Source organism: Paenibacillus amylolyticus, assembly GCF_036894225.1.
Lineage (GTDB): Bacteria > Bacillota > Bacilli > Paenibacillales > Paenibacillaceae > Paenibacillus > Paenibacillus amylolyticus.
The window spans coordinates 4183717-4208930 of sequence record NZ_CP145892.1 but is presented as its reverse complement, the minus strand read 5'-3'; the positions used below and the strand labels follow the sequence as shown (position 1 = coordinate 4208930).

The following is a 25214-nucleotide window of genomic DNA, read 5'->3' as shown; positions in this document are numbered from 1 at the left end:
CTCGAATTCATAACTAAATTAACAAGGTGTGTTTAAAATGAATGAAGAAGATATCTATGATGTAACCATCGTCGGAGGCGGACCGGCGGGATTATATGCGGCCTTTTATGCCGGGATGCGTGATATGAGAGTTAAGATCATTGACGGCAAAGACCAACTTGGTGGTTTTCTGCATACCTATTCCGAAAAAACTATCTGGGATGTGGGTGGCCTGCCACCAATGAAGTGTTCAAAGTTGATTGAGTATCTGGTTCAGCAGGCGAATACCTTTAATCCAACGGTTGAATTGAATTGCAAAGTAGATCGGTTCGCTCGACTGGACAACGAGATTTTGGCTCTGTATACTGCTGAAGGCGACATACACTATACGCGTACAATCATTGTTGCAGTGGGCCGCGGTATCGCAGAAATTCAAAAATTGGAGCTTCAAGAGCCAATGGAATGTGAGTATGAAAATCTTCATTACACCGTGCAAAATCCAGAATATTTTTCCGGGAAGCGTGTGCTCATTTCAGGAGGAGGCAACAGTGCAGTAGATTGGGCAATTGAACTTGCTCAACTTGCACGGAGCGTAGTGGTCGTCCACCGAAAAAATGAGTTTCGTGCAATGGAACGCAATGTTAGCGAGATGAACAATGTAACGGATGTTAGAACACCATATAGCATCACACGGCTTCATAATCATGGTGAACGTATCCATCAGGTTGTAATTACGCATATGGAGAGTCAGGACAATGTATTGTTAGATGTGGATGAAGTCGTAGTTAGTCATGGATATAAAAGCAATTTAAGTGATCTTGCCAGTTGTGGCTTAGAAATGGACGATGGAATGGTTCTAATGAGCCAACATGCGCATACGAACCTCCCGGGTATTTTTGCTGCAGGGGATTGTGCAACTCACGATAGCAAAGTCAGACTTATTGCCGGAGCCTTCAACGATGCGATTTTAGCTGTAAATAGTGCGAAAAAATACTTGACTCCAGATGCTCCCATGATGGCGTATGTCTCCTCCCATAATGAAATTTTCAGAGAAAAAAACAAGCAAATCCCAAGGTTCTAAACTTGGGGTTTGTTTGCTTATTCGTGTTCACTGTAATATTAAAATCTGCTCTTTTAACATTTCCTTAATTTTGGGAGGAATGGAAGGAGTATCGAATCTGTGAGCAGTAATTGTAAAATTTGATCGAAAAAACACAAAAAATCTTGTAAAATTCACAAGAAAAATAGGGAGCACTCTTGCAATCTTTAACCAAAACCCCGAAAATAGAGAGACAGATATAGAAGATTTCTCTTTGGGAGGATTGGAAAGAACATGTGGGGTGCTCCTTTTACGGCTCAAGCCAAAAAAATGCTGCTACTAGGCAGTGGAGAATTGGGAAAAGAGGTCGTTATTGAGGCCCAACGACTGGGAGTAGAGACGATCGCTGTTGATCGTTATGAGAACGCACCTGCAATGCAGGTCGCGCACCGGTCTTACTGCATCGACATGCTGGATGCCGAAGCTTTGAAACAATTGATCCGTAAAGAAAAACCTCATTACATCGTACCTGAGATTGAAGCTATTGCAACAGAAGCTTTACTGGAGCTTGAGGAAGAGGGATTTTGTGTAGTACCTACTGCCCGAGCTGCACGTCTAACGATGGATCGCGAAGGCATCCGTCGGCTTGCAGCCGAACAATTGAAACTTCCGACAGCTGATTACCTTTTTGCGGATAACCTGGAACAACTTCAGGAAGCCGTACGTGAGCTTGGCACACCTTGTGTCATTAAACCATTAATGAGTTCTTCCGGCAAAGGGCAGAGTGTATGCCGAACACCGGGCGACGTGGAGGATTGCTGGAACATTGCTCTTTCGGGGGCTCGTGGCAAATCCGTTCGTGTTATTGTGGAGAGCTTTGTGCAATTTGACAGTGAGATTACATTACTTACCGTTAGATCTGTATCAGGCACCGTATTTTGTCCTCCGATTGGTCATATTCAGAAGGATGGGGATTATGTCGAATCCTGGCAGCCTCATGCAATGACTCCTGAGCAATGGCAGCAAGCTTGTCATATTGCCAAATCCGTCACGGATGAACTTGGCGGGTATGGACTGTTTGGAGTGGAATTGTTCCTCACATCGGATGGTGTTGTGTTCAGCGAGGTATCTCCTCGTCCACATGACACAGGTATGGTTACAATGGTGACGCAAGACAGTTCCGAGTTTGCGCTGCATGTACGTGCAATTCTTGGTTTTCCGGTCACAGGTGTACATCTGTTGACACCGGGAGCTTCAGCAACGCTGAAGGCTAATGATGAAACATCTGACTTTACTGTAGGCGGGATTGAAGAAGCACTGGCTCTTCCTCGTACTCAGATTCGTGTATTTGGCAAACCTGAGACCAAAGTAGGACGCCGAATGGCTGTAGCCTTAAGTGCTGGTCAAGATGTTGAAGAAGCTCGTAAAACAGCGGTGCAAGCCGCTAATATGCTGAAAGTGGAGGTAAATCATGTCCAATAATGTTGAGGCCCCTGTACTGATGATCCGAGAGTGTGAGCTACGAGATGCTGAAGCGGTAACGGGACTGATGCGAGAGGTCAGCTATCCGACAACAACCAATGTCATGAAAGAACGTATTGAATGTTTGGAAACCAATCCAAACGCATGCATGCTTGTTGCCGAAGTGGATGAACAAATTATTGGTGTGATTGGCTTGCAATGTGTGCAAAGTCATGCCTATCCAGAACCTGCCGCACAAATTACTTCCCTGATTGTAGGTCAAGAACATCGTGGTGGTGGGATTGCCCGTCGTCTGATGGCTCGTGCCGAAGATTGGGGCAGACAGCAAGGTGGTAAACAACTGTTTGTCACGGGTGCAAACCGTGAAGTGACTTCAACAACGTACTCTTTTTATGAGCACATTGGTTTTCAGAAGAGAGGGTATCGGTTCAGTAAAGTTCTTCTATAGTACAAATAAAGTTTCTTCTATTGCATGGAAATTCTCATGATATCCTGATCTGCACATTCTTGTGTGGTGAATGATAAATAGATGGTGAAGCGACATTCGACTAGCATTTTTAGTCCGAATGTCTTTTTTTTATGATTTTGTCAACGGGAGTAGAGCCTTACAGGATAAGCCCTCAGACAAATCTGTAACACTCTAAAAAATGACAAAAAAGTTACTTTTCCATATTTTATAGGTTCACAATCTCCTGTCGAATTGATATACTGCTAGAGTATTAATTACAAAGTTGTAATAACTAATCTTAAGGAGATGAATGAATTTGAAAAAGAAATGGATGAAAACTGTCGTAACGAGTAGTCTGACAGCCGTACTGGCCGTAGGGGTAATGCTTCCTGCTTCCGCGTCTGCTGCAGATTCAACATATAAGACTATCACAACGTACAAAATTACAAGTACAGACAGCTTGAAAGCTTATATTGAGAAATGGCTCAAACAAAATGGATACACCGTATCCGAGGGGCAAATTGTAGAGAAACCTGCTACGCAGCCTGATCAAACGACGAAACCTGCTGAGCCGACAACAAAACCAACTCAACCAACAACAAAACCTGCTGAGCCTACAACTAAGCCTGAGCAACCGACTAAACCAACACAACCAGTTCAAGAAGAAAAACCGGAAACTACACCGGCTAAAGATCCTTCAAACACGGGTAACACAGGTAACACAGGTAACAATACAAGTAATAATGGTAGCGAAAGCACACAATCCGACTTTGCTACTCAAGTTGTAAAACTTGTGAACGCTGAGCGTGCTAAAGCAGGTTTGAACGCTCTGACTTCAGATGCACTTCTGGACAAAGTAGCTGTTGCTAAAGTAAAAGATATGAGTAACAATAACTATTTTGATCACCAGTCACCTACGTATGGTTCTCCGTTTGATATGATGAAACAATTCGGAGTAACGTACAGCTATGCAGGTGAGAACATTGCCCAAGGACAAAAAACACCACAGGAAGTTGTTACAGCTTGGATGAATAGTGAAGGTCACCGTGCCAATATTCTGAGCAAAAACTTTACGCATATCGGAGTAGGTTTCTACAACGGATACTGGGCACAAGAGTTTATCGGTAAGTAATCGATTTATAATGAAGAAAGTATGATTTTCTTTTCCACAAGGTTATGCCAGTACACAGTTCAAATCTGTGTATGGCATAACCTTTTTTCCGTAAAATGACATATAAAAAATGAATTCTGCGAATGCAGCGCCAAAGTTTGCAAATTAACGACAGAACATTTATGTTATTTAGGAATAGCATCATTAAGGCGTGTCTGAAAACTCCGAAGTAAGCGGATTTTCAGACACGCCTTAATGTAAAGTCATTATAAATTATAAAGCACCCGGACTGGTGTACATGAGTGGAGATGTGATGATGAAAAAGAAAAAAAGCCTGGATTCAGCACCATGGATCTGGAGAACTGTCAGTACAGTATCCATCTTGGCAACTTTGTTGTTGTTATTTGGATTTGGTTACGCCATAAAAGACGTGATTTTCCCCGAGGGAGATTCCGCATTAACTACAGGCCAGGAGGCAACTGCTCCATCTAAGGATATCGAGGGGGAACCGGCTGTCGTGGAAGATGGCAAGATTCGGATGGCCGTCATCGGTGATTCTCTGGCAAGAGGCACGGGCGATGATGAAGGACTCGGTTTTGTGAGACGTGCAGGGAATCTGCTTAAAGATAAAGGATATGACGTTCAGGTTCTTAATAATCTGGGTGTAAACGGTTTGAGAACAGATGCTTTATTGGAAAAACTCGATGAGCAAGGCGTACGTTACGTCTTACAACAATCCAATTTTATCTTGCTCTCGATCGGCGCAAATGATTTGTTCCAGGGAGGACAAGTTCTACAGGGGGAAGATCCGCCAACAGCAGAGCAGCTGGCAGCGGCTTTGCCGGAAACGTCGAAGCGCCTTCAAGAGATATTGAAGAAAGTAAAAGAAATTAATCCCGATGCGCAGATTGCGTACATAGGGTTGTACAATCCATTTGGCGATGTGAAGGAACTGGAGAAGCCAGGTAATGCAGTGGTAGCTGCATGGAACGATGCTGCACTGGCTATTTTGAACAATGAGGACAAGATGACACTGGTCCCTACATTCGATTTGTTTGAAAATCATCTGGGGGAGTATCTCTCGTCAGATCATTTCCATCCCAACGGACAAGGTTATGAGCAAATTGCAGTTCGGATTGCACAGGAATTCCAGGCAGATACACCGGCAGAAGGGAGCGGAAATTAAATGGCAGAGCAACTGTATGATTCCGTCCTATCCGTACAGAATCTGAAAAAGCGGATCGGACGCAAATGGATCATTAAGGACGTTACATTTGACGTAAAACCTGGTGAAATCTTCGGATTTCTCGGTCCCAACGGTGCCGGCAAAACAACTACGATACGGATGCTGGTCGATCTGATCAAACCAACAGAAGGAAAAATTAAAGTTTGTGGTTATGATGTGAATCGGGACCCTGAGCGTGCTTTGAAGTATGTAGGCTCCATTGTTGAAAATCCGGAGGTATATACATATCTGACAGGGTGGGAGAACCTGGAGCATTTCGCTCGCATGCAACCAGGTGTGGACAATGAACGAATTCAGGAAGTTGTAGATATTGTGCGTCTGGATCAGCGGATTCACGATAAAGTCAGAACGTACTCATTGGGTATGCGTCAACGGCTCGGTATTGCACAAGCGCTGCTTGGGCGACCGCGTCTGCTTATTCTGGATGAACCGACAAATGGTCTTGATCCAAAAGGCATTAAGGAACTTCGTGTCTTTATTAAGCAACTTGCCAGCGAAGGTATGGCTGTATTTGTCAGCAGTCACTTGTTAAGTGAGATCCAGCTTCTCTGTGACAGAGTAGCCATTATCAGTGCTGGGCGTGTGCTTGCTGTTGGAGGTGTAAGCGAACTGATTGAAGATCATTCGAAGTTGGCTATATGGCATGTTTCACCACTGGAGCAAGGCAAAAAAATGTTGCAGGATGCAGGCATTGCTCTGGTAGGTCGACCTGCGGATGTGATGGATGATACCATTGTTGCGGGCCTTGGTCCCAACGCTGTGGTTGCCGAGATGCACGAAGATCGAATTCCTGATATGGTGCAACAGATGGTTCAAGCTGGTGTACAGGTTGAAGGGGTACAGCGGATCCAGCCTACGCTTGAACAACTATTCTTAAAAATGACAGAAGGTGAATCCATTGAGTAATATCATGCCGCTGATCCGCAATGAAACGATTAAGATGGTGAAGAAAAAACGGCTTTATATTATATTTATTGTACTTGCGGTCCTCGTACCGATGTTTACGTATGCCCAGATGAAATCTGCGGAGAATAATCGCGACAAGTTTGGCGGCGATTGGCGTCTTGAACTGCAACAGGCCATCACAGACAATCAAAATTCGCTCGGTAGCGATCGGGTACCTGAAGAGTACAAAAAATATAGAACAGTATATATCCAGCAGATGCAGTATTATCTTGAGAATGACATTAATCCCAAAGAACCGGGCGGTGTCACCTTTACGCGGGAGTTCATGAACAACGCGGTTGGATTGTTTATTCCACTGTTAATCATGGCTATTGCTTCAGATCTTGTTTCTGGTGAACGTACGACAGGTACGATTAAAATGCTTTTAACGCGTCCGGTTAGACGCTGGAAAGTGCTTTTGAGTAAATTAATTACGCTGATTATGTTTGTTTCGATCATAGTGGTATCAGCCTACATTATATGTTATGTCATATCGGGTGCGGTCTTTGGTTATAAAGGCTTCAACATGCCAATCTTCACAGGATTCAAAGTTGTGGGAACAGATGTCGATATGTCGGCAGTGCATGCTGTAGACCAGTGGCTGTACATGCTCATGCAGGCAGGACTGATCTGGTTTGTGAGTGTAATTGTGGCTATGCTTGCATTTATGGTATCTGTGCTTGTGCGCAGTACTGCTGCAAGTATTGTTATCATGATGGCCGCTTTGATTGCAGGAACAATCTTGACCAGTATGGCAGCGTCCTGGCAGACCGCGAAGTATTTGTTCATGGTTAACCTCGAACTTCCGAATTATTTGTCTGGCGGGTTACCTCCAATCGAGGGTATGAATTTAGGTTTTTCCCTTATTGTGCTTAGTGTTTGGGGCATTGCTTCACTCATTGTGTCATTCCTTGTCTTTACGAAACGGGATATCTTGAATTAAAATGGACAAGGATAAGAAAACATCTGTTTGCATTTTAGGCATTTTTTTAGTTGCAAGTTAAGAAGGGGGAGCATGAATGGTCGAGCAAATCGATATGTCGGCAGGTTCGACAGGCGGAGGACAGGGGTCTTCAGGCTACGACGCGGACGACATTCAAGTACTTGAAGGGTTGGTAGCGGTACGGAAACGGCCGGGGATGTACATCGGTAGCACCAGCACTTCAGGTTTACATCATTTGGTATGGGAAATTGTCGACAACGCTGTCGACGAACATCTCGCCAAATTCTGCTCCAAAATCGATATCACGCTGCATAAGGACGGTTCTATTACGGTTCAGGATAACGGAAGGGGAATTCCGACAGGTATACATAAAACAGGGATTCCTACTCCCCAGGTCGTGTTTACGATTTTGCACGCAGGCGGAAAGTTCGGTGGATCAGGATACAAAAAATCAGGCGGTTTGCACGGTGTAGGTGCGTCAGTTACTAACGCATTGTCCGAGTGGCTTGAAGTCGAGATTTTCCGTGATGGCAAGATTCATCGTCAGCGATTCGAGTATTGGAAGGACAAAAAAGGGATTGAACATGTCGGTGAACCGGTCTCCGGTCTCGAAGTGTTAGGCAATACCAATCGGACAGGTACAAAAGTTACATTTAAACCGGATATTCGGGTGTTCCAGAGCGGTATTCAATTTAATTATGATACATTGGCAGAACGTCTTCAGGAGATTGCTTTTCTGAATTCGGGTCTGAGAATTGTGCTCAAGGATGAACGTTCGGGCAATCAGGATGAATACATGTATGAAGGTGGAGCAAGCCAGTTTGTTGCTTTTCTTAACGAAAATAAAGATGTGCTGCATGATGTTATTCACTTCTATGCGGAGAAGGATGACATTGAAGTCGAAGTGGCAATCCAGTATAACGCGGGTTATACCGAAACGCTGGCTTCGTTCGTGAACTCGATCTCTACTCGGGGTGGCGGTACACATGAGACCGGATTCAGGGCTGCGTACACTCGTGTAATGAATGACTACGCGCGGCGTACCAGCATGATTAAGGAAAAAGATAAAAACCTCGAAGGCAATGATTTGCGTGAAGGTATGATGGCCGTCATCAGTGTCAAGATGTCAGAGGTTGAGTTCGTAGGTCAGACCAAGGATCAGCTCGGCAGCGCTTCCGCTCGAAGTGCAGTGGATTCGGTCGTGTCCGAGAATATTCAACGGTTCCTAGAAGAAAACCCGCAGGTAGCGCAAACGTTAATTCGCAAAGCGGTTCAAGCCTCCAGAGCCAGAGAAGCAGCCCGCAAAGCACGTGATGATATGCGCACAGGCAAGAAACGTAGCGAAAGTTCCAACCTGAACGGCAAACTAACGCCGGCGCAATCAAAGGATTTTACCCGAAATGAGTTATTTATTGTCGAAGGGGATTCCGCAGGTGGTTCTGCCAAACAGGGACGTGACTCGAAGATTCAGGCTATTCTGCCGCTCAAGGGAAAACCGCTCAATCCGGAAAAATCAAAGCTGGCCGACATTCTCAAAAATGAAGAATACCGCGCCATTACAGCGGCGATCGGGGCGGGCATAGGAACCGAATTTGCAGTTGAAGACAGCAATTATTCCAAAATTATCATTATGACCGATGCGGATACGGACGGCGCACATATTCAGGTGTTGCTGTTGACCTTCTTTTATCGTTATATGAAGCCTTTAATTGATGCAGGCAAAGTATATATTGCTCAGCCGCCATTGTACAAACTTACTCGTAAGTCTGGTAAGCTTGCGAGTGTTCGATATGCATGGACGGATGAAGAACTGGCTAATTATATGAAGGAATTCGGTAATAATGTTGAGCTTCAACGTTATAAAGGTCTTGGTGAGATGAATCCGGATCAACTGTGGGAGACAACAATGAATCCGGAAACTCGTGCGATGCTGAAGGTACAGATTGTTGATGCAGCAAAAGCAGAACGTCGTGTATCTACGCTCATGGGTGATAAGGTTGATCCGCGGAAACGCTGGATTGTAGAGAACGTCGACTTTACAGAGTACGAAGAATAGAAGGTGCTTGGAATGAGTCCATCAGAACAATTTATGCCGGCCTTTCTCGAAGAGGTCGTTGGGGACCGTTTCGGTCGCTACTCCAAATATATTATTCAGGATCGAGCCATTCCGGATGTCCGGGATGGGTTGAAGCCAGTACAACGGCGTATTCTATACGCCATGTACGATTCAGGTAATACGCCTGACAAGACTTACCGCAAGTCTGCCAAAACCGTTGGGGACGTAATGGGTAATTATCATCCACATGGTGACTCCTCCATCTATGAGGGCATGGTGCGGATGGCTCAGCCATGGAAAATGGGCCATATGCTCGTGGACGGTCATGGTAACTGGGGATCACAGGATGATGACCCGGCAGCGGCGATGCGGTATACGGAGGCCCGTTTGTCGCCCATCGCGATGGAGATGCTTCGCGATATCGAGAAACGGACGGTTCTGTTTAAGGATAATTTTGATAATACGGCCAAAGAACCGGTTGTATTGCCATCCCGTTATCCGAACTTGCTGGTTAATGGTGTCAGCGGTATTTCCTCCGGATTTGCAACGGAGATTCCTCCACACAATTTACGTGAAGTCATTGATGCTTCGATCGCTGTGATGGAGAAACCGTCGATTGAGCTGGACGAAATCATGATGTTTATGAAGGGTCCTGACTTTCCAACAGGCGGATTGATTATGGGCGGTGACGGCATTCTGGATGCCTATCGCACAGGTAAGGGACGGATCTATATCCGGTCCAAAACCGAGATTGAAAACATGCGCGGTGGTAAACAGCAGATCGTTATTACCGAAATTCCGTATCAGGTCGTGAAATCTCGTCTGGTTACAGCGATGGAGAACATCCGACTTGAGAAGAAGGTTGAAGGTATTGCCGAAGTGCGTGATGAGAGCGGACGTGAAGGTCTGCGAATCGTGGTTGAGTTGAAAAAAGAAGCGGACGCACAAGGTATTTTGGCTTATTTGCTGAAGAAAACCGACCTGCAGGTCACCTATAATTTCAATATGGTGGCGATTGTGAATAAAGCACCTCATCAATTAGGATTGAAATCGATCCTCGAGGCTTACATTGCCCATCAGCGGGAGGTTGTAACCTTCCGTACCCGGTTTGAGCTGGAGAAGGCGCAAGACCGTGCGCATGTGCTCGAGGGCTTGGTAAAAGCACTTAACATCCTTGATGAGGTCATTGCGGCTATCAAAGCGTCGAAGAACCGTCAAGATGCTCAAAACAACCTGATGTGGATGTTTGGATTCACGGAACGCCAAGCGGATTCCATCCTTACGTTGCAATTGTACCGTTTGACAAATCTGGAGATCAATTCTCTGGAGAAGGAACTCGGTGAACTGATGAAAAAGATTGCACAATTACAATCCATTCTGGATAGTGACCGCAAGCTCATCGGAGTCATCCGCAAGGAATTGATGGAGATTCGTGAGAAATACGGCATAGACCGTCGTTCTGCGATCCAGGGTGAAGTGGAAGAACTTAAGGTTAATCTTGAAGTACTTGTGAATGCGGAAGATGTATTTGTTACGTTATCCAAAGAGGGATATGTGAAACGTACAGGCATGCAGTCCTTTACACGTTCTGGTGGTGAACGGAGCGGAAGTGGTGTAAAAGACGGCGATTATATCGCTCAGGTTCTGGAAGTAAATACGCTTGAGAACTTGCTTGTCTTTACGAGGAAAGGTCAGTACTTCCTGTTACCTGTTCACCAGGTACCTGAATTCAAGTGGAAAGATCCAGGCACAGCCATTGTGAATGTCATTCCCCTTGCGAAAGATGACCGTATTGCAAGTGTGCTTGCTGTGAAATCCTTTGAAGAGCCAAATCACAGTCTGGTCTTCGTTACGCGAAGAGGACAGGTGAAACGAACGGAGCTGAAGGATTACGTTACCAAGCGTTCCGGTGCAGTTGCGGCTTGTAAAGTGGGCAAGGACGATGAAGTGTTATCTGTACATTTAAGTACAGGTGGTCAAGATATTATGTTGATTACAAAAGAAGCCATGGCGATTCGTTTCCGAGAGGATGAGGTTAATCCAATGGGACGTGTATCCGGTGGTGTTCGTGGTATTCAGTTAAGAGATACAGATGAAGTTGTATCGGCTTTATGGGTAGAAGGAGATGAAGGTGAAGTTGCCGTGTTGTCCGATCTGGGATATGGTAAACGATCATTACTTCTGGATTACGCTATACAAAGTCGTGGAGGCAAGGGGCTTGCCACATTCGAGTTCAAAGAAGGCAAACGTGTGAAACCGAATGGTAGCCGTATTGTTGGAGCGTTCTATTGCAAAGAGCAACGTAAGATCACTGTAATGACCAAAGAAGGCCAAGTGTTCCCGATCTCTTCGGAAGGGGTTCCGATTACAGAGCGCAAACATATTGGCAAGCTGATCGTTCATGTGGACAAACAGGACGAGATCGTTGAACTTCTAAGGGACTTCAATGAGAATCAACCAGCATCATCTTCATAAAAACAAACAAACGAGACTTTTCGCAGAACAGCTAATCCTGTCATGCGAGAAGTCTTTTTTTGTTGTTCGAAGGCGGATTAGAAGAGGGCATTCATGCAAAGTTTAACAACCTTCGTCGATTACGGTCGATCGCTAGGAAATTGAAAAAAGGCAGCAGGAATGCGGCTTTGGAGCGCGAAAACTTAAGCAGGTGAAGTGATAACTGGTTGCAGAGAGGAGCGATGGAAGATGTATAATTCCGATTTTGCCAAGTGCTGGTCCAGGTTGACCAAAGATTATAAATTGCATATGGATCAAGAGCTGGCACCCTCATTAACGGAGGCTCAGCTGGCTGTTTTGGAGGTACTTGAAGACCATCAGAAGATGAAACCTTCGGATCTGATTCCTTATCTGTCAACTACGCCAGCTGCTGTAACCATGCTGCTCGATCGAATGGAGAAGAATGATCTGATTCGCAGGAATCGGGATAATCAGGATCGACGCATTGTGTGGGTATCTCTGTCAGAGAAAGGAAGAATGGAGACAGAGCGGGGAATCACCATCCGGAATGAATTCATGAACTCTGTTCTCAGTAACATTTCGATGCACAATCAACAATTGCTGGTATATCTGTTAGGCAAAATGACAACACCCAAAACCAAAGAGCCTGCCTTATCTACTTCGGTATGATACCATGCTGATTCTTCTGAATAACCATAGGAGTTCCTGCTCGTTTCATGCAGGAGCCCTATGGTTATTTTATTTACAAATTACATATGCTACACACTGTGTCCAGGTTAGTTGGGTAAAGGCATGGCTGTAGCACAGTTAGTATGTCCTAATATTATTTTTGTGAATTAATATGTAAAGAGTTGACTATGTAAATATTTTTGTTATAATAAATAATTGTTCCCCTGATATTTCGTGTACGAAATATTATATTCCAAAAGTAAAAGGGTGAAACAATGACTGATACGTATGAAGTATTCTATATTATTAATTCGTTCCGCCAAGTGAATCAAATGCTTTTTCGAGCATTTTGGAATGAAAACAAGGAGATCGAGCTGACTTCGATCCAGTTTATGGTGTTATCCATCCTGAGGGAGCGTCCTTCCATTGGCATCAACGAAGTGGCTGAGCTATGCCATATGGGCAGCAGTTCCATGAGCGCTGTTGTGGAGCGGCTCGTCAAAGGCGAGTATATCGTTCGGACACGTTCGGATGCTGACCGCCGATCCGTTAAACTTCAGATTACGGATAAAGGGGAACAGGCCCAACAGGAAACGCACCATTTGTGGATGGAAAGAGTATCACCCATTCTGGACATATCGAAGGAAGACCTTGAGCACCTACTTAGAATTCATAGTCAAATGATTGAAAAGTTAGAAGGAAGAGAGATGAACAACATATGAGTACGACTACTGCTGCAGCTCCATCCTCAGCGATGGACAACATCAAGAAAGGCCCAATTGTAGCGGCATTGTTAATTGGTGCCTTTGTGGCATTCCTGAACCAAACCCTGATGAACGTAGCGCTTCCTAAAATCATGGATGACCTCGGCATCGGGCCAAACAAAGCCCAATGGTTAACTACGGGTTATATGCTTGTGAACGGTGTGCTGATTCCAATTACGGCATATCTGATTGCCAAATTTTCAACGCGTCAAATTTTCATTACAGCCATGACTCTATTTACCATAGGTACATTAGTCTGTGGTCTTAGTCCAACCTTCACCATTCTGATGGTAGGTCGTGTTATTCAAGCGGCAGGTGCAGGTATCCTGATGCCTCTGATGACCGTTGTATTCCTGACCATCTTCCCAATTGAGAAACGCGGTCAGGCCATGGGAACCATGGGGATTGCGATGATTCTGGCTCCTGCGATTGGGCCTACACTTTCAGGTTATGTGGTTGAGCATTATTCCTGGAGATTGTTGTTCTACATCATCTTGCCATTCTCTATTATTGCAACGGCAATTGGTATTGCTTTTGTCAAAAACGTAACACGTCAGTCCAGACCTAAACTGGATTATCCAGGTGTTATTTTATCTACACTTGGTTTTGGTAGTTTGCTCTACGGATTCAGTGATGCGGGTACCGATGGATGGGGCAGTGCAATTGTCATTGGATGTCTCGTCGTAGGTGCGATATCCCTGATTCTGTTCGTTATTCGTCAACTGACAACAGATCATCCGCTCCTTGAGTTCCGTATTTTCAAGTACAACATGTACACATTAACAACGATTATCAATATGCTCGTGACCATGGCGATGTTTGCTGGTATGATCCTGCTCCCTATTTTCCTGCAAAACATTCGTGGATTCTCACCAATTGAATCAGGACTTCTGATGATGCCCGGTGCGATATTGATGGGGATTATGTCTCCAATTACAGGTCGCATATTTGATAAAGTGGGCGCACGCTGGCTTTCGGTTGCAGGTCTTGCCATTACGGCAATTACAACTTTTGGACTGAGTCGCCTGGCAATCGATACTACCTACGGCTACATGATGTTTATCTACACGGCTCGTATGTTCGGTATGTCGATGCTGATGATGCCAATCCAGACAGCAGGTCTGAATCAACTGCCTCAACGTCTGAACGCGCATGGTACAGCGATGTCCAATACATTGCGTACAGTTGCCGGTGCGATCGGTACAGCCATTCTGGTTACTATCATGAGTAGTAAGCTCAAAACACATCTGGCGGATGCAGTGGCTGCTGGCCAAGTTGACCCTAATAATAAGACAGCGATGTTAGCAGCTACAGCAGATGCAACGATTTACGGCGTTAACTATGCATTCATCGTGGCTACTGGAATGACCGTGGTTGCTTTGATCATGGCGTTCTTTATTCGGAAAACAAAACCAGCTGTTGAGCCTGTTACTGTAGAACAGGAAAAAGCGACGGCTACAGCATAACGAATATCAGATAAAACCAAAAAGAGAACTCTAACAGTCGAAGGGGTAACCCTAACTGCCTGAGTTCTCTTTTTTTGGTGTGCGCGATAGGAGGAGAGTACTTTATTATTCGGGCTGGATCGTTGGATCGATAAGAAATACAGGATCGGGCTCATGACCGAACTGTTTGAGATTAATGGTTCCGTTCAGTTGAAACTCCACACCTTCGCTAATCAGTTCTGTTTCCTGCATCATGCGCGAGTGTTCGTCCGGTATGGAGATTTCTCCTTTTGCATTGACGACACGGTGCCAGGGCAGACGTTCCTTGCGGCTCATCGAGTGCAGAATACGTACGACTTGTCTCGCGGCTCTTGGACTCCCGGCATGGGCTGCAATCTGACCGTAAGTCATCACTTTACCTTCGGGAATCGCCGCGATGATCGCAACGACTTGTTTGGTAAACGGGGTCATCATGATGTCTCCTCTCTGTATTTTAGTTATACAGCTGAAAATATAAGAAAACGTGTCGTTCAGATACAGAATCTGAACGACACGTTGTATGGACAGATGTAACCTGATCCTGTGCACTTATAGAGGTTGTTCGATAAAACCGCTTTTGATCCCATCTTATCGGTATTGAAAACCAGTCTTTTTGAACACGTATTTATTGAGATTGTCCAAAAGCTTTTTGGTACACAGCGTCTGGCCATTCTGCCCAGGGGAATTCTCTTGCAGGCAAAGATTGCAGAATAACTTCTTCCTTAGTAACTGGATGAGGAAAAGCAGCAATCGCAGACCATAGAGCAATCTGTTGCCCGGGTTTATTCACGCTTGCGCCGTACTTCTGATCCCCGTACAGAGGGCAGCCGATTTCTTTCATTTGCACTCGAATCTGATGAGATCTGCCGGTGTGCAGTTCGATATGGACGAGGCTGTAACGGTCTGTCTCGCCGATAACACGGTAATCCAGAACGGCATCCTTACCGCCAGCCGTACCTTTAGGTACCACAGTAACGGTATTTGTACGTGCATCTTTCAGGAGCGTGTGTTTTAACGTTCCCTGCTGTGCAGGCAACTTGCCGTGTACAACAGCCGCATATATTTTACGGAAATGACGTCCCCGCACAGTCTCGGACAATCTCGAAGCTGCTTTAGAAGTCTTGGCAAAAATCATTGCCCCTCCAACAGGACGATCAAGTCGGTGTACTAACCCGAGATAAACATTGCCAGGTTTGTTGTATCGTTCTTTCAGATCCTGCTTAAGCAATGTAAGCAAATCCGGATCACCTGATGAATCTTCCTGTGTAGGTACATTGACCGGCTTCGTAATGCCTAACAGATGGTTGTCTTCGAACAGAATCGGAATTGCATCGTGATCATGCCGATGTTCTGACATGATTAAGACTCCCAACGGCCCAGAATACCACAAGGCAGATCAAGACCACTACGTGTGATCGGCAGACCAATTTCACCTGCAGTAATTTCACCACCGTACTGAGCAGACATCGTCATGGTCAACATGTTGCGCAGAACCGTAGAGGAAATGCCCGTAGTGTAGGAGTTAACCAGCATGAATAATGGATTATCCGACAAGATCGTCATACATGACTTCAGGAAAGGATATAGGTTCTCTTCCAGTTTCCATGTCTCTCCATTAGGGCCACGGCCATATGAAGGAGGGTCCATAATAATGGCGTCGTAACGATTTCCGCGACGTTGTTCCCGTTGTACAAATTTGAATACATCATCTGTAATAAAACGAACAGGGCGATCAGCCAGTCCGGATAATTGAACATTTTCCTTGGCCCATTGAACCATGCCTTTAGCTGCATCCACATGCACAACAGATGCGCCTGCATAAGCAGCAGCTACCGTTGCTCCGCCTGTATAGGCAAACAGGTTCAAGACAGAAATAGGGCGTCCTGCATTGGAGATTTTATCCATCATCCAGCTCCAGTTGGCGGCTTGTTCAGGGAACAGACCAGTGTGCTTAAAGCTGGTAGGTTTAATGTGGAATTTCAGGTTTTCGTATCCGATCGTCCAACGCTCGGGAATGGGCTTTTTCATATCCCAGTTACCGCCACCGGAAGAGCTGCGATGATAGTGACCATGCACCTGACGCCATTCATTGGTTTCTTGCTCAAGGGGCCAGATAATCTGTGGATCGGGTCTGCGTAAAATCACATCTCCCCAACGCTCCAGTTTCTCGCCGCCTCCTGTATCGATTACTTCATAGTCCTTCCAATTCTTAGCTACGTACATAATGATTTATCCATCCTTCAAAAGTCATTTGGATACTATTGTACAACAAAAAAGGGCTTGTACGCCAGTTGGGGGACGGGAGTGCGCCATATACTGAAAAACAAAGATAACCAAAAATTTAATTTGACAATGATAATCATTATCACATATGATTTTGTTAATCAAAAATTCATTCTTTCTTCATAGAGAGAATATAACATGATCAAATAAAGTGAGGGAAAAATAGATGGCTAAATTGTTAGTGGCTTATGCGAGCATGACAGGAAATACAGAAGAAATTGCAGAACTGATTGTGGAAGGAATTACGCAGGGAGGCCACGAGGCAGACCTGAAATCCGTAACGGATTGTAATGCATCTGATGTATTGGACTATGACGGATTCATGATCGGTGTGTACACCTGGGGAGACGGGGAGTTGCCAGATGAATTCCTTGATTTCTATGAGGAGCTGGATGAGCTTGACCTGAGTGGTAAGAGAGCTGCGGTGTTTGGTAGTGGTGACACCTCGTATGAGCAGTTCTGCGGTGCAGTTGATCTGGCGGCTGCCAAGCTGCAGGAGCGTGGGGCGGAGGTATCTCCAGAGATGTTGAAAATTGAATATAGTCCGCTTGAGCAGGAGAAAGAAACATGCCGTGACTTTGGCAAACGCTTCGCTGCTGCCGGATTACAGGTGTCCTAAAGATCATGTTAAGACATAATGTTCAGGCAGCGATGCCAGTCGGAAGGAATGATCTTCCTGGACGTCTGCTTGAAGATTACAGATTGGAAGAAATGCTGCGCAGCCCACATCGATTCATCCGCCCTGAACCAGTGTCTGAGCAGCGTCTTCCACTTCAATGGAGGCACCGTGTACAATATGCGGTGAGCCATGCGGTCAATGCTTTTTACAGTCTCGACCCCGATGTTCGCAAAGAGGTACCCGTACAGTATTTACTTGAGAAGTGGTGGCCCAGAAAGACGGATGGTTTCGAATCTGTTCTCCATTACTGGGATGTGAAGAACAAGATTACGGATGAATTGTCACTCGCCATTGCAATGAACGATGATTTGAAGCATCCAGCCATTCTTTTTGAACAGTGGAGAACGGAGTTACCTTCATTATCCATGCATTTATCGATGATATTTCAGGCGGCCTGGCAACCCGAAGGCTGGGATTCGCTGCTTATTCAGAAATATATGGTTGTCCATGATCCAAACGTAGTTGAGGCGTTTCAGCATATGGTCAGTGCATTCTGCTGGGAAGCCTTCGGAAAATTACCGGGTATGATCGAGATATACTGTTTGTTGGAAGGACGCAAAATAAGGTACATCCCTGGACGCCAGTCTCTGATACGTTCCATGGACTACATTCGCTTGATACGTGACAGCATGCCGCAAGCAGAAGTGGTGGAGTCAGAACAGTTTACGACGCGTGATAAAGCGCGCATACACGAAGAGGTAGATCGCTGGAGAACGGAAGCTATTGAACCGAAGAAAACATGGTTGATGTGAAGACAGTTGAAGGATAACAATATATCATGCAGATAGAGGAGGGAAAGTTGCCATGTCTACCGGTCTAGGTCAAGATATAAGCAGCGGCAAGAGACGTGCAGGAACTTGCGAATTCAGTCCGTTGCCAGTACCCCAGTCGGTTATACGAAAGTTGCTTGATGAAGCAGATCCTTCATTATATGTAATGAGTTCAGAACCTTGGAGGTTTATGTTGTTTGCAGGCGAAGGACGACAGCTTTATCTGGAAGCGGTCAGACAGAGCTATCCACCCCATCTGGCTGATCGCTACGGCGATTGGGCTACATATCAATACACGGAAGCAATTCCAACCCATCTGGTTGTCGTGGCGCCTAGAAATGCCCGTGAGGATGATCTTCTGCCGGCCAAAGCCTGGAGCAAACGCTTTAGTATTCTGGCTGCGGAACAGGGGTTGAATGCGGTCTGGAAGATCAATGATTATCAACAACATCCTGTGTTTATGAATTTAATGGGTTTGACAAGTGAAGAGAAGGTGCTGGGGGTATTCCATATCGGTTACGGAGACCAGCCTGCATTGCGGGATATGGATGCAAGCAGACCAGCCTCTGAACTGATGACGGTATATGACCATCTGGTCTAAAAAATGATTCATTAGTTCTCTTATTTGCTGGTGTTGAATAGAAAATCACGAACGAGCTGACGATTCGTCTGATCTTTGTTGTAGACGGAGAACAACCGATTGGATACGGTAAGGACATTGCCAAAAAAGAATCGTTCGAATTGGGTCTGTCTGCCCCCGAATGAACCAGATCCAAGCTCCCAGATTAGGCGGAACAGAGCGTTGCGTTCGTGAGAAGCCATATCGTTCCCTTTCAGATATATATTCAGTGAAGGAGCGATATCGGATTGAAACTCTTCTTCCTGAGGGATCATAATCATCCCGCTCGAACCCAAGAGTTGCAGAATTTCAATCATCTCAGGATAAAGTTTCGGAAAGAGGAGATTGGCTGCCATCAATGGTTTGGGTGCAGGTAATACAAATCCTCTTCCGTCTGGTATTGCACCTGCCTCCGCGGCCAAGGCCAATGCTTTTAACGATTCAAGACCTGCGAACACACGTGCAGATTTCTCTATAACATGTGCTTCCGTATTCAGCTCCAGCGTATCCGTGAGAAGCTGGATTGTACCGAGAACAAATTCCGTCTTGGCAATATAACGACACAATACCTGATGACCTGCGTGAATATGAAAGTTACTACCACTGAAGAGACGCGAGGACATTTCCTCACTTCCTGCAAAAAATATTCGTTCATGCGGAACGAGCACCCTGTCAAAGATGACGATATTGTCCATTTCTTCATATCTGGAACTCAGGGGATAATTAGTGTGGGATTCGGCTGCGTAGGTATCCCTGCATACCAGACTGATTCCTGGAAGATCATTGGGGACAGCAAAAGAGAATGCAAATGGATTTTCGTCATCAAATGGGGCGGGTGAAGGTGACGGATAGACAAATATCTCATCCGAAGTGGCAGCTTGTGTAGCCATCATGAATGCACCGCTAATAATGAGACCTTCCTCGGTGCGATCCACGACCTTTGCGGCAATAGCATCTTCAGTAGCATCCAATTGCCCTGAGATTTTGCTGGCATATGGCTGAATGAAGGCATGGGATAACGTGATATCATGATCACGGCAGTACGCATAATAATTTTTGAGATTTTCTGCATATTGGGGAGATAGTTCGTTCAGGAGATCGGCACCTGTGTAAAAGGACATTATGGCTGTATTCATGTAATCGGGTGAGCGACCAAGAAAGCCATGATGCACATTTGCCCAGATATTCATCCCTTCCCGTCGTTTACGGAGGTCGTCGGCACTGGTTGGAGGCAGGAAGGATATGCCCACAGGTTTGCCGTCTGCCGGGGAGGCATACGTCATCGTTTCTGCAAATTTAGGATCAGATTGTAGATCATACATGTACATCTGAGTCTCCATTAAACCAGCAAATGCTACATGTTCAGAGCGTTTTCCAGTAATAAGGTTACCTTTGTACCAGCAAGGGACGGACTGTGCATCAATTCGTTCGCGATACTGTGTGCCACTTTTAACAGGCATTGTTATTCACCTCTTGGTTCTAATCGTTCATGGGCATACTGACTTCTTACGTAGTGTACGTAGGTCATCTGTCCAATGTGCATTGAAGAGGTGAGAAGGATTTTTACAGAATAGGGCTTGATAATAATTATCATTCTTGTTACAATAGACAAAGAAAAAAGGAACCGGTAAGGGCTCCTTTAAGTGGATCAATTGAAATTACTTATTTTACTTCAAAAGTCTTGCAGTCTGTTTCAGCAGACTGACTTGCTTCTTTGGAACTGTGACTCACAATGTAGATCGAAGAAGCGTTACATTTGTTCTCTTGAGCCCAGTGACGACAGGAATTAACTTCACACAATACGTCTTTTGCCATGATTGTTAACCTCACTTTAATTGGATTACAGTCGTTGGTATAAAGAATCCGGATATAACAAGTTGCCGCTTGTTAATCTGGAAAATTTTTGCTCTCGTGAAATTCGGAGGGCTTTTTTGCATTATACACAACGATGCACACTTAGAATAGCAAATTTAATTGAAGCTTGCAACCAAATGCCCCCATCTGTGGCAAAATAGTGGACGTGCTGTGGTTATATTTGCAAAAAGGCAGTAGTATGATATTATTTAATAGTAATAATTACGATTAATATTCTAATTGATTCTATATAAATTGAACTAAACATAGGTTGTTCTGTCATCGAAGTGGTCATTGTAAATATTCATTAGTTCAACTTATATAACTTGAATCACGGACTGAAACTATAAATGAAGGAGCATGTGTATACATGAGCAAAATAAACCATATGAACCGGATTCCCCGCGCGAAAGGGATCGATATGGCTGCTTTTTACACGCCAAAAGAGTGTAGACGTAAAGCCCAGCATATTGTATTTTCCGTTGAAAATGAACGCATCATTAATGAATTCATCACCATTCTGGGCATGAAAGAGAAGTTCAGAGAGCATGATGTATCAATCCCCAACAAAATGGTCATGTTCGGGCCACCCGGTACGGGAAAAACATTAACGGCATCACATCTGGCGGAGCGCCTTGATCTGCCATTGGTTCTTGTGAGATTAGATGCGATCATTCATAGCCATCTTGGGGAGACGGGGAGTAACGTACGTAAGTTATTCGAATATGCACGAATGAATCCCTGTGTGTTATTTCTGGATGAATTTGATGCCATAGGCCGGACACGTGAGAGCAATGATGAAGTGAAAGAGATGGCTCGTGTCGTCAATACGTTGTTGCAATGTCTGGACGAATTCGATGGGGACAGCATTTTGGTAGCTGCAACGAATCTGGAAACCCAGCTGGATCATGCCATCTGGCGGCGGTTTGATACCAAGATGACCTACGGTATGCCTGATGATTCAAGTCGCAGATTGTATATCAGTAAGTTGGTGGGATCATTTGAACAGGAGATCCAGCTGCAAGATTACATATGTGAACGCTTGACTGGGTGCAGTTATGCGGATATAGAGCAGATCGTTTTGAAAGCAAAGCGGAAAGCAATCATTGCCAGTAGTGTACTTCGTAAACAACTGATCTCGGATGCTTACGATGAATACAGACCACGTGTATTAGAGTGTTGATTGCTTCCATCCTGGATAAAGAAACAAAGAACAACGTTGAACTAGCCTAGTCTCCTGAATGGAGTTCTGGGCTAGTTGTCATGTTAGCGAGGTGCGTTACACCTTAACGGCTGCTCCGTATGCTTTTTCTGTATTCATGGCTTCTTGTGTTGCAGTCCAGCGTGGCAGGCTTAATCTGAACATGCTGCCTTCCGGGCTGCTGGAGACAAGTGTCAGTTCACCGCCCTGTTCCTGAGCGAGTAGGCGGCTATATGTTAATCCTAGACCCAGACCGCGGTTACGACGTTTCTTGAGTTCTCCACGATAGAACCGTTCGAAGATTTTGGGTTGTTCTTCGGCTGCGATGCCTGTGCCGTGGTCTTTAACATCAACGTACAGCATCTGTTCTTCTGTACTTAGATAAATATCGAAGACGGCCTTCTGTTCAGGAGCTGTGGCATGAAGTGCGTTATTAAGCAAATTGACAATGATCTGCTGAATGCGGAGAGCATCCCCCATGGTAAAAAAGTTAATTGGAGGTGCGTGCAGCTGAACCTCTGGCATTTTGTCTTCATACGCAATCTTCCACTGATAGATGATCTCACCGACCAACAGTTTCAGATCCGTCCGTTCCTTGCGAACGGCAACACTTCCTGCAGCCATGGCGTTATAGTCAAGCAAATCTGCGACCATTCGCTCCATGCGTTCAGATTCCTTCAAAGCGATATCCAAAAATTCTTTACCTTCCTGTGGACTCACAACATCGTCACGTACTGCCATAACGAGCCCCTTGATGGAAGTTACCGGTGTCTTGAGTTCATGACTTACCCCTGCCAGCGAAAGTGTACGCCATTCTTCAAGTTGTTGGAGACGAGTGGCCATATCGCGAAATGAATTTACAAGTTCATTGATCTCACGTTCTCGTGTATTCAAGTCAAGACTCACATCATAATTGCCACCTCGAATCTGTTCAGCGGCATAGGCGACCTGACGAATCGGTCTGGATAACTTTTTGGACAGGAGATAGATTGTAAACCATCCACAGAGGATTAGTCCTCCGAGGATTAGAGCCACGAGCCATATCGTCTCTGGACCAAATGTAATGGATTGTTTGGACTGCATGACCCACACTTTGCCCAAGGTTTGATCGCCCTCGGATATGTTGACCGTTACACCTGCATATTTGTTGTTTCGCGGTTCAAGATAGTCGTCTGACAGTCGATAATGCACATCTTTTTGCTCCATTTTAGGCTGGGAAAAGATCAATTGATTGTTATTGTCCAAGATCATGACACAAAAATAATTATCTGTGTTGAATAGTTTCTCTCGCTTGGTTACCAGTCTGTCCAGATCGGGTGGAACTCGAAGCATATTATTCTCACTGGTCACTCGATCGGCAATCTCCAGACCAAGCAGTTCTGCGGTTTTGAGGCTTTTCTCAATGGAAGTTGTTCGAATCCAGTAGAGTGCCCCTGCCGCAATAATCGTGAACCCAATGCACAAAATGAGAAAATATCGCAGTGTCCAGTGTGACAGAATGGATATCGTTCGTTTGGGTTTCTTCTGTTTCAGTTGGCGATCCAAAATTGATACCCCATTCCTCGCAACGTACGAATTTCTCCCGTATCTGGCGACCAGTGGGAGAGGGCTTGACGTAGTCGTTTAATCGATAGATCCACAGCACGATCACTGCCATCATAGTCCATCCCCCATACCTGTTCAATAAGATGATCTCTGGTAAATGTACGATTCGGATAATCGGACAGGAAGAACAGTAACGACAGGTCACGAGGTGTGAGTGCAACCTCTGCACCGTTCAGCAGCACCTGTTTGGCAGCAAGATCAATGACAAGATTTCCAAAAGAACGCTTCTCTTTGCCACCTGAGGTCCAATGTGGATTACGGCGCAACACTGCATTAACTCTGGCAACCACTTCTTCCGGTACAAAAGGTTTGCTCATATAATCGTCAGCACCGGCATTTAGTCCGTTGAGACGGTCTGAAATGTCATCCAGTGCAGTTAGCATGATCACGGGACAAGCACTTTTTTCACGAATAATCCGCAGCAGATCCCATCCGTCCATTCCTGGCAGCATCACATCAAGTAATACAAGGGAAGGCGTTACGGTATCAAAAAGGGTAAGTGCAGTCGGTCCATCTGCTGCATGATGAACTTCAAATTCTGCTTTTCTCAGATAAGCAGCCAATACTCGTGCAATAGCTTGTTCATCCTCGACGATAAGTATGGATTTCAAGAAAAGCGTTCTCCTTTCGCTTTGTAAACTTGTACTGATTTTACATGAGCAAGAGCGTAAAGCCAATCCTGTATTACGAATTTCAAAAAAATATGTGACTTGTCTTATCTTGACTTCTTCCTGACACATTCAATTGATATGATTCACTCCAAGAAGCAACCTAAACAATCATGTACTGGAGGAAACATAGAGATGAACAAGAAAGCAAAAGCATGGCTTATTACAGGTGTAGCGGCGGTTGCCGTAATCGGTGGCGGTGGTTACTATATCACAAACAGTTACTTGGGCAACAACGTGGAGATTGAGCAGGTGCTTCCTGCGAGCACAGCGACTTCCACCACAGCTGTAGATAGCACAGGAACGGTTGTAGCCAATGAAACTGCTGGAGCAGAGCAACTGAACGGAGACTGGAGCATCAGCGAAGGTTCCAAAGTATACTTCTCCGTAACCACATCACAGGAGACCGTTAATTTTGTGGACGAGAAGGTAACAGGCAATTGGACAATTAATGTAGATGATGCTGCTCAGATGAAGGCAGAAGGACAGATCGAGATGGACGGAATTGATTCCGGGAATGGACAGCGTGATGGTCACGTGAAGCAAGCCGATTTCTTCGACGTTGCTACATATCCACAAGCTACATTTACAGCGACTTCATTTGAAGGGGTACCTGCGGAATGGCCTGTCGGTCAAACGGTTGATATCAAAATGAATGGTACCATTACAGTTAAAGGTATTGAAAAAGAAGTAACCTTTGACGCAAAAGCTGCTTATGAGAATAATGCAGTATTGTTGTCGGCAACATCGATGGTAACGTTCGAAGATTTCGGAATGGAAAATCCACACTCCGTTGTGCTCTCGACTGAAAATGATATCCAGGTACAACTTGAATTGAAACTTACTAAATAAGTGTAACAATGATCATATACCTGAAAATCTGTTCTGTTCTGC

24 protein-coding genes are annotated in these 25214 nt (G+C 45.1%); 17 read left to right on the top strand and 7 right to left on the bottom strand.

All coding sequences use genetic code 11. The features are described from left to right. Positions 1–37: 37 nt before the first annotated feature. From V6668_RS18610 to V6668_RS18555, 12 genes are all read left to right on the top strand, one after another. A complete protein-coding gene (locus V6668_RS18610; protein ID WP_338706411.1) occupies positions 38–1060 on the top strand; it encodes an NAD(P)/FAD-dependent oxidoreductase in 1023 nt (340 codons plus the stop codon). 252 nt (positions 1061–1312) lie between these two features. Next, positions 1313–2500, top strand: coding sequence for a formate-dependent phosphoribosylglycinamide formyltransferase (gene purT / locus V6668_RS18605; RefSeq protein ID WP_047843517.1), 1188 nt, complete (start codon positions 1313–1315; stop codon positions 2498–2500). Continuing rightward, positions 2490–2948, top strand: coding sequence for a GNAT family N-acetyltransferase (locus V6668_RS18600; protein ID WP_036613284.1), 459 nt, complete (start codon positions 2490–2492; stop codon positions 2946–2948). The genes purT and V6668_RS18600 overlap by 11 nt, the downstream gene beginning before the upstream one ends. Before the next feature lie 316 nt (positions 2949–3264). Continuing rightward, positions 3265–4080: a CAP domain-containing protein gene (locus tag V6668_RS18595; protein ID WP_051449892.1), complete on the top strand. Its 816-nt coding sequence runs from the start codon at positions 3265–3267 to the stop codon at positions 4078–4080. A 292-nt stretch (positions 4081–4372) separates the two neighbouring features. Next, a complete protein-coding gene (locus V6668_RS18590; RefSeq protein ID WP_305955651.1) occupies positions 4373–5245 on the top strand; it encodes a GDSL-type esterase/lipase family protein in 873 nt (290 codons plus the stop codon). Continuing rightward, entirely contained in the window at positions 5246–6211 is a 966-nt protein-coding gene (locus V6668_RS18585; RefSeq protein WP_036672918.1) for an ABC transporter ATP-binding protein, read from the top strand. Then, positions 6204–7193 carry an ABC transporter permease gene (locus V6668_RS18580; RefSeq protein ID WP_036613298.1) on the top strand — a complete coding sequence of 330 codons (990 nt, stop codon included), beginning with the start codon at positions 6204–6206 and terminating at the stop codon, positions 7191–7193. The genes V6668_RS18585 and V6668_RS18580 overlap by 8 nt, the downstream gene beginning before the upstream one ends. 76 nt (positions 7194–7269) lie before the next feature. Then, positions 7270–9249 carry a DNA topoisomerase IV subunit B gene (parE, locus tag V6668_RS18575; RefSeq protein ID WP_036613300.1) on the top strand — a complete coding sequence of 660 codons (1980 nt, stop codon included), beginning with the start codon at positions 7270–7272 and terminating at the stop codon, positions 9247–9249. Between the two features lie 12 nt (positions 9250–9261). Next, entirely contained in the window at positions 9262–11724 is a 2463-nt protein-coding gene (gene gyrA, locus V6668_RS18570) for a DNA gyrase subunit A (protein WP_047843513.1), read from the top strand. 228 nt (positions 11725–11952) lie between these two features. Beyond that, positions 11953–12393, top strand: coding sequence for a MarR family winged helix-turn-helix transcriptional regulator (locus V6668_RS18565; RefSeq protein WP_036613306.1), 441 nt, complete (start codon positions 11953–11955; stop codon positions 12391–12393). 275 nt (positions 12394–12668) lie between these two features. Then, positions 12669–13115, top strand: coding sequence for a MarR family winged helix-turn-helix transcriptional regulator (locus V6668_RS18560; protein ID WP_036613308.1), 447 nt, complete (start codon positions 12669–12671; stop codon positions 13113–13115). Then, entirely contained in the window at positions 13112–14623 is a 1512-nt protein-coding gene (locus V6668_RS18555) for a DHA2 family efflux MFS transporter permease subunit (RefSeq protein WP_036613311.1), read from the top strand. The genes V6668_RS18560 and V6668_RS18555 overlap by 4 nt, the downstream gene beginning before the upstream one ends. 105 nt (positions 14624–14728) lie before the next feature. Here V6668_RS18555 and V6668_RS18550 read toward each other — a convergent pair whose 3' ends face one another. The 3 genes from V6668_RS18550 to V6668_RS18540 all read right to left on the bottom strand — a co-directional run bounded on the left by V6668_RS18550 (position 14729) and on the right by V6668_RS18540 (position 16864). Then, positions 14729–15073, bottom strand: coding sequence for an MGMT family protein (locus V6668_RS18550; protein WP_036613313.1), 345 nt, complete (start codon positions 15071–15073; stop codon positions 14729–14731). A 193-nt stretch (positions 15074–15266) separates the two neighbouring features. Then, positions 15267–15998 (bottom strand): RluA family pseudouridine synthase, encoded by a 732-nt coding sequence (locus V6668_RS18545; protein WP_036672914.1) that lies wholly within the window; start codon positions 15996–15998, stop codon positions 15267–15269. Positions 15999–16000: 2 nt separating this feature from the next. Continuing rightward, positions 16001–16864, bottom strand: a complete 864-nt coding sequence (locus tag V6668_RS18540; protein ID WP_036613317.1) for a class I SAM-dependent methyltransferase — start codon at positions 16862–16864, stop codon at positions 16001–16003. A gap of 226 nt (positions 16865–17090) precedes the next feature. Between V6668_RS18540 and V6668_RS18535 the strand changes: the two genes are divergently transcribed. The 3 genes from V6668_RS18535 to V6668_RS18525 are packed head-to-tail and all read left to right on the top strand — an operon-like array spanning position 17091 to position 18974. Further along, a complete protein-coding gene (locus V6668_RS18535; protein WP_017687802.1) occupies positions 17091–17543 on the top strand; it encodes a flavodoxin in 453 nt (150 codons plus the stop codon). Positions 17544–17548: 5 nt separating this feature from the next. Then, positions 17549–18355, top strand: coding sequence for a hypothetical protein (locus V6668_RS18530; RefSeq protein WP_076250045.1), 807 nt, complete (start codon positions 17549–17551; stop codon positions 18353–18355). A 52-nt stretch (positions 18356–18407) separates the two neighbouring features. After that, positions 18408–18974 carry a nitroreductase family protein gene (locus tag V6668_RS18525; RefSeq protein ID WP_338706406.1) on the top strand — a complete coding sequence of 189 codons (567 nt, stop codon included), beginning with the start codon at positions 18408–18410 and terminating at the stop codon, positions 18972–18974. Positions 18975–18994: 20 nt separating this feature from the next. On the opposite strand, the gene V6668_RS18520 is transcribed toward V6668_RS18525, so the two are convergent. Together V6668_RS18520 and V6668_RS18515 are read right to left on the bottom strand one after the other, a co-directional pair. After that, the gene (locus V6668_RS18520; protein ID WP_338706404.1) at positions 18995–20452 is read right to left on the bottom strand and encodes a 4-hydroxyphenylacetate 3-hydroxylase family protein; all 1458 of its coding nucleotides are present in this window, start codon (positions 20450–20452) and stop codon (positions 18995–18997) included. A gap of 202 nt (positions 20453–20654) precedes the next feature. Continuing rightward, positions 20655–20807: a DUF1540 domain-containing protein gene (locus V6668_RS18515; RefSeq protein WP_074095586.1), complete on the bottom strand. Its 153-nt coding sequence runs from the start codon at positions 20805–20807 to the stop codon at positions 20655–20657. A gap of 409 nt (positions 20808–21216) precedes the next feature. On the opposite strand from V6668_RS18515, the gene V6668_RS18510 reads away from it, so the two are divergent. Continuing rightward, a complete protein-coding gene (locus tag V6668_RS18510; RefSeq protein ID WP_338706402.1) occupies positions 21217–22029 on the top strand; it encodes an ATP-binding protein in 813 nt (270 codons plus the stop codon). Between the two features lie 96 nt (positions 22030–22125). Here V6668_RS18510 and V6668_RS18505 read toward each other — a convergent pair whose 3' ends face one another. After that, positions 22126–23592: a HAMP domain-containing sensor histidine kinase gene (locus V6668_RS18505; protein ID WP_047843507.1), complete on the bottom strand. Its 1467-nt coding sequence runs from the start codon at positions 23590–23592 to the stop codon at positions 22126–22128. Further along, positions 23577–24263 (bottom strand): response regulator transcription factor, encoded by a 687-nt coding sequence (locus V6668_RS18500; protein WP_192131034.1) that lies wholly within the window; start codon positions 24261–24263, stop codon positions 23577–23579. Before V6668_RS18500 ends, V6668_RS18505 begins: the two co-directional genes overlap by 16 nt. Positions 24264–24455: 192 nt before the next feature. Here V6668_RS18500 and V6668_RS18495 point away from each other — a divergent pair, with 192 nt between their 5' ends. Beyond that, positions 24456–25172, top strand: coding sequence for a YceI family protein (locus tag V6668_RS18495; protein ID WP_100527279.1), 717 nt, complete (start codon positions 24456–24458; stop codon positions 25170–25172). The last annotated feature ends 42 nt before the right edge of the window (positions 25173–25214 follow it).